The sequence below is a fragment of the Streptomyces sp. NPDC008125 genome, from assembly GCF_042957125.1.
Lineage (GTDB): Bacteria > Actinomycetota > Actinomycetes > Streptomycetales > Streptomycetaceae > Streptomyces.
In genome coordinates, this window is sequence record NZ_JBIBHR010000051.1 from 1 (window position 1) to 5,732 (window position 5,732).

Annotated in this window: 4 protein-coding genes; 2 read left to right on the forward strand and 2 right to left on the reverse strand. The window is 72.2% G+C overall.

Annotated features, from left to right (window positions below; genetic code table 11):
* The first annotated feature begins 299 nt into the window (after positions 1-299).
* A complete protein-coding gene (locus tag ACFZAX_RS35290) occupies positions 300-1,589 on the forward strand; it encodes a DUF6986 family protein (protein WP_390967056.1) in 1,290 nt (429 codons plus the stop codon).
* A gap of 49 nt (positions 1,590-1,638) precedes the next feature.
* Here the strand turns inward: ACFZAX_RS35290 and ACFZAX_RS35295 are convergent, their stop codons facing one another.
* Positions 1,639-2,667 (reverse strand): substrate-binding domain-containing protein, encoded by a 1,029-nt coding sequence (locus tag ACFZAX_RS35295; RefSeq protein WP_390967058.1) that lies wholly within the window; start codon positions 2,665-2,667, stop codon positions 1,639-1,641.
* A 174-nt stretch (positions 2,668-2,841) separates the two neighbouring features.
* Between ACFZAX_RS35295 and ACFZAX_RS35300 the strand changes: the two genes are divergently transcribed.
* Complete coding sequence (locus tag ACFZAX_RS35300) at positions 2,842-3,768, forward strand: ROK family protein (protein WP_390967060.1); 927 nt, start codon at positions 2,842-2,844, stop codon at positions 3,766-3,768.
* Between the two features lie 137 nt (positions 3,769-3,905).
* On the opposite strand, the gene ACFZAX_RS35305 is transcribed toward ACFZAX_RS35300, so the two are convergent.
* Positions 3,906-4,082, reverse strand: a complete 177-nt coding sequence (locus ACFZAX_RS35305) for a hypothetical protein (protein ID WP_390967062.1) — start codon at positions 4,080-4,082, stop codon at positions 3,906-3,908.
* Positions 4,083-5,732 lie beyond the last annotated feature (1,650 nt).

Consider the following 5,732-nt stretch of genomic DNA (forward strand, 5'->3'; position numbering starts at 1 on the left):
CCGATCTTCGAACTCGTCGACTTCGGTGTCGTCGGCGACCTCTTCGACGTCGTGCCCCAGCTCACCGAGGAGATCAACACCCGCAAGAACTGAACACACCGCCCCGGCTGCGGACACGCGGGGGACGGCACGACGGCCACGGGCCGGGACCACGCGGACACCCCCGCACGGCCCCGGCCCGTCGCCGTTCACCGTTGACGCGTGTCCCGTCCCGCTTATAGCTTCGCCATGCGGATCATCGATTCCGGTCAGCGGAAGTTCTGGTCCGCGCACGTATCGAGAGCGTGGAGGGTACGGTCATGGGCCGACGGGCCGAAGCGGTGACGAGCCTCGACGACGCGGTGGGCGAGGAGATCGGCGCGTCCCTCACCGAGGTGGACGCCGAACTCGCACACCGCTACCCCGGCGATCCGGGCACCCGCCAGCCCGTGCACACGGTGTACGTACCGGCCGACGCCTTCGACGCCGCGACCGTACGCTCCTGGGGCGACCGGGCGCTGGCCGCACTCGACGAACACGCCCCGGACGCGGAGTCCTTCGCCGCCGTCCTGGGCCTCCCCGAGGAGCTCGCCGTCCCCGTCCACGACCGGGTCCGCGCCAAGCTGGAGCGCGAGCCCGTGGAGGACCTGCGGGTGGACTTCGAGGACGGCTACGGCAGACGCCCGGACGCCGAGGAGGACCAGGCCGCCGCCCGCGCCGCACACCTGGTCCGGCGGGCGTACGAGGAGGGCTGCGCGCCCCCGTACGCCGGCATCCGGATGAAGTGCATGGAGGCGTCCGTGCGGTCGCGGGGGATCCGTACCACGGACGTGTTCCTCACCGGGCTCGTACGCTCCGGCGGGCTGCCCGACGGGCTGGTGCTCACGCTGCCCAAGGTCACCTACCCGCAGCAGGTCGCCGCCTTCGCCCGGCTGCTCGACGCGTTCGAGCGCACGCACGGCCTGGACGAGGGGCGGCTGCGCTTCGAGATCCAGATCGAGACCAGTCAGGCGATCCTCGCGGCGGACGGGACGGCCGCCGTGGCCAGGATGATCGACGCCGCGCGGGGCCGGGCCACCGGACTGCACTACGGCACCTTCGACTACAGCGCGAGCGTGGGCGTCAGCCCCGCCCACCAGGCGAGCGACCACCCCGCCGCGGACCACGCCAAGGCGGTCATGCAGGTCGCCGCCGCCGGTACCGGCGTACGAGTCTCGGACGGATCCACCAACGTGCTGCCGGTCGGTCCCACCGACCGTGTCCACCGTGCCTGGAGGCTCCACTACGGCCTCACCCGCCGCGCTCTGGCCCGCGCGTACTACCAGGGCTGGGACATGCACCCGGCGCATCTGCCGACCCGTTACGCGGCCGTCTACGCCTTCTACCGCGAGGGCCTGGACCAGATGGCGGCCCGCCTCGCCGGGTACGTCGCCAAGTCCGGCGGCGACGTCATGGACGAACCCGCCACCGCGAAGGCGCTCAGCGGCCATCTGCTGCGCGGGATCGACTGCGGCGCCCTGGACACCGCGGAGGTCACCCGGCTGACCGGGCTCGGCCGCCGCGAGCTGGACGCGTACGCGCGAACCGGCCACGGCGCCGCGGCCGGCTGAGCACGGTCACCGCACCGTCCCCGGTCGCCGGGCCCTCCCCTCCGCCTCGTCAGGCCGGGGGAAGCTCACCGGAGCCGCGGGGCACCAGGGTCGTCGGCAGTTCCACCCGGGCGGTGGCGTGTCCGCCGCCCTCCAGACGGCGGAAGAGGTGCTCCGCCGCGGTGCGCCCCACTGCCGCCGCGTCCTGCGCGATCACCGTGATGCCGAGCAGGTCGGCCAGCTCGATGTCGTCGAACCCGACCAGTGCCACCGGCCGTTCGCGGTCGGCGAGCACCCGTACGGCAGTCACGGTCACCCGGTTGTTGCCCGCGAAGATGGCGGTCACCGGCTCCGGACCGGAGAGCATCTCCCCGGCGGCGGCGCGCACCCGCTCCGGGGCGGTGATCCCCAGGGAGACCCACCGGTCGTCGACGGCGATGCCCGCGTCGGCCATCGCCGCGTGGTAGCCGCGCAGCCGTTCCGTCGTCGTGTGGATGCGCGGCTGGTCGCCGATGAAGCCGATCCGGCGGTGGCCGTGGGCGATCAGGTGGGCCACGCCCTGACGGGCGCCGCCGAAGCTGTCGGAGAGGATGGTGTCGGCGTCCACGAGACCCGCCGGCCGGTCCACGAAGACGGTCGCCACCCCGGCCCTGATCTCCGGCTCCAGATAGCGGTGGTCGTCGCCCGCCGGGATCACGATCAGGCCGTCCACCCGCCGCGCGCAGAGCGCGAGCACCAGCTCCTGTTCGCGTACCGGGTCCTCGGCGCTGGAACCGTTGATCAGCAGCGCCCCGTGCGAGCGGGCCACCTCTTCCACGGCCCGGCTCAGCGGACCGTAGAACGGGTCCGCCAGATCCTCCAGGACCAGTCCGATGGACGCCGTACGGCCCTTACGCAGAACGCGGGCGCTGTCGTTGCGGCGGAAGCCGAGGGCGTCGATCGCCTCCTGCACCCGGCGCTCGGTGTCGGGCGTGACGCCGGCCTCGCCGTTCACCACCCGGGAGACCGTCTTGAGCCCCACTCCGGCCCGCGCGGCCACGTCTTTCATGGTGGGCCGGTTGCCGTAGCGGGGCTCGGAATGACGGGCGGTCTCGGCCACAGTGCGCTGTCCTGTCGTAGGGTGCGTCGACACCGATGTCAACGCCGCGGGGGATCGGGGCTGTGGCGTCGAGCATAGGCCCTGGACAACGTTGTCATGGCAATACAGACTGTGCAGACCACAAGGACGGAACCAGCAGGTCCGCCCTTCTACCCATCCGGAGAGCCAAGCCCCATGCATACCGACCTCGTCGCAGCCCTCGATATCGGCGGCACCAAGATCGCCGGCGCGCTGGTGGGCGACGACGGCACGCTGCTCGTTCGCGCGCAGCGGCCCACGCCCGCCAAGGAGTCCGGCGAGTCGGTCATGGGGGCGGTGGACGGGGTCCTCGGTGAGCTGATGGCCTCGCCGTACTGGGAGCGCGCCTGCGCGCTGGGCATCGGCAGCGCCGGTCCGGTGGACGCGTCGGCGGGCACGGTCAGCCCGGTCAACGTTCCCGGCTGGCGCGACTTCCCGCTGGTCGAGCGGGTGGGCAAGACGATCGGCGGACTGCCGGTCACCCTCGTCGGCGACGGCGTGGCGATGACCGCGGCCGAGCACTGGCAGGGAGCGGCCCGGGGGCACGACAACGCGCTCTGCATGGTCGTGTCGACCGGGGTCGGCGGCGGGCTGGTCCTCGGCGGCAAACTTCACCCCGGCCCCACCGGCAACTCCGGCCACATCGGCCACATCAGTGTCGATCTTGACGGCGACCCCTGCCCCTGCGGTGCGCGCGGCTGTGTCGAGCGGATCGCCAGCGGCCCCAACATCGCGCGGCGGGCTCTGGACAGCGGTTGGCAGCCGGGACCCGACGGAGACGCGACGGCCCGCGCCGTGGCCGCCGCAGCGAAGGCCGGAGACCAGGTGGCCCAGGCGTCCTTCGACCGTGCGGCCCAGGCGCTCGCCGCCGGGATCGCCGCCACGGCGACCCTGGTCGAAATCGACATCGCGGTGATCGGCGGGGGAGTGGCCGGAGCCGGCGAGGTGCTCTTCGCCCCGCTGCGGCGGGCTCTCGCCGACTACGCGACGCTCTCCTTCGTGCGCAACCTCACGGTGACCCCCGCGGTGATGGGCAACGACGCCGGACTCGTGGGTGCGGCCGCCGCGGCCACCGTGCGCTGAGACGTACCGGGCCCGCCCAGCAGGGCGAGCATTCGCCCGTGAGGAGGTACGGCCCGCCTCGCGGTGTGAGTCGTTCGGGCCGCACTCCGTCACTCCTCGGGAAGTGCGGAGACCCGGCGCCCCGGGCTTGATGCCGCTCAGCGGGCGCGGTCGGCCGCCGTCGCGGCGACCACCACGAGGAAGGCGTCCCGGTCCAGGTCCATCACGACCTCCGCCGCGAGCCCCTCGCCGCGGCGCGCGGCCGCGAACTCCTCCGCGGGCCGGCTTCCGCGCGGCCCGCCGGCGGGAAACTGTTCGAGCACCGTCCGACGCATGGTGTGCCCCCTCTGCCGTTGTGGGCGGTCCCGCCGGACCGCCCGATCGCGTGCTCCTGTGACGCCCCGCCTCCTTCGGCCGGGCCACCGGACCCGCATGGCCTGTACGTCGGGGCGTCCGCGACGGGTACCCCGTCCCCGGCTTCGTACAACAGGTTCGTCGCGCCGGGTTTTCGCCACAGGGTGTGCAGGGCAAGCCACAGAAGGCTGGAGCCCCTCCGGACGACCGGGCCGCGCCGAGGGGCGGGACCCCGCGTAGCGGACCTCCAGCAGGGCGGCCGTGCGGCACGGGCCGGGCTCGGCACCGTGCGGTACGGCGGTTGGGGCGCTGCACGGACCGGTAGAGATGCCTGGCGAAGGGGGAGTCGTGATCGTCCGGGTCAAGGCTCGCCGGGACATATGGCCAGGTCAGCGTTCTGACCTGCTCCTATTCGCTCCGCAACTTGGCCGTACTTGAGGACAGTCGGCTGGCGGCGCCTCGGCGCGCCAGATGCGGTCCAGCCGCCGACGCCGGGCGAGCTTCTCCTGGGCGTCGATGACGAGGTTGGTGGTCACCACGTAGATCCGTCCGCCGGCGTCCCGCCGGCGGGCGAGGACCAGTTGGTTCGTGTCCCCGATCCGGCGGGGCGCGTCGCCGTCGAAGTCGCGGGCCACGGGCTCAGCGGGCGAACGCTTCGGTCAGGCTGATGCGGTAGCCGTCCCCTTCCATCAGCACGACGGTGACGCCGAACGGGTCGGGGTGGTCCGGGTTCTGAGACGACCAGGACCACGGTGCCGGCGGCCTCGGCCGCACATGCCGGTACGAGCGCGCCGAGGAAGGCGCGGGCGCTGTCGCGTGCGTCGGCGATGGGCGACGCGGAGCGGGAGTGGGCGGGGGTGAGGTTCACGCTCATGGTGCCCGTCCGGCCGCCCCTGGTTCCTGCATCAGTGGGGCCCGGCGCTCTCCGCCCTGTGCGTGGTTCGTGCCCGGACTACGGCCCGTCAACGGGCGGTGACAGGTATGCGGCCCGCCCCATCCCTCACTGTTCGACGCCGAATACCTCACGATCGAACGGGCGAAAATCTGTCATGGCGGGAGTAGACATTGGGTGGTGGTGTGGTTATGGTTTCTCTCGTAGCCAAGAGGGACAGCAAGACCTGGCAGATACGAACTGCCGGGTGCAGTACATGTAGTTGCAGTGTGCAGCACGGTGCGGTGGTGGAGTCGCGAAGCCGGAGCAGGTGCAGGACGGCGACGTGGCTGACGACCGGACCGGGTGGCCCGCAGTGATCAGGGGCTGCCGCGAGCAGTACCGCAGTTCCCGCAAAGGGCGGGGCGGTACCCAGCAGCGAAGTGGAGTGAGTGGTACCTCGGTGAAGGCGTCGGCTGCGGACGCGCGCACCGGGTAGTTCGGCAGTGGGGTTCCAAGCCAGAGCAGACGCAGGATGGGCGACGGGGCTGGCTGCCGAAGAGCGGCGCAGGTCGAGGCCGCCCAGCGGTTCGCATCACCAGCAGTGCGCAAGAAAGCAGTACCAGCAGTACCCAGTCCCCACTGGTAGGCAGTTGTTCACCGAGGGAAGAACGGAGGAGCCGAGCGCCATCAGGATCGCCCGGACGGACGTCTGAGTCCGGGTACCGCAGGACATCGATAGTGAGGTGGTCTCCGGTCA

Coding starts and splice junctions, on each gene's coding strand:
- ACFZAX_RS35290 (WP_390967056.1), top strand. CDS start 300: ATGGGCCGACGGGCCGAAGCGGTGACGAGCCTCGACGACGCGGTGGGC.
- ACFZAX_RS35300 (WP_390967060.1), top strand. CDS start 2,842: ATGCATACCGACCTCGTCGCAGCCCTCGATATCGGCGGCACCAAGATC.
- ACFZAX_RS35305 (WP_390967062.1), bottom strand. CDS start 4,082: ATGCGTCGGACGGTGCTCGAACAGTTTCCCGCCGGCGGGCCGCGCGGA.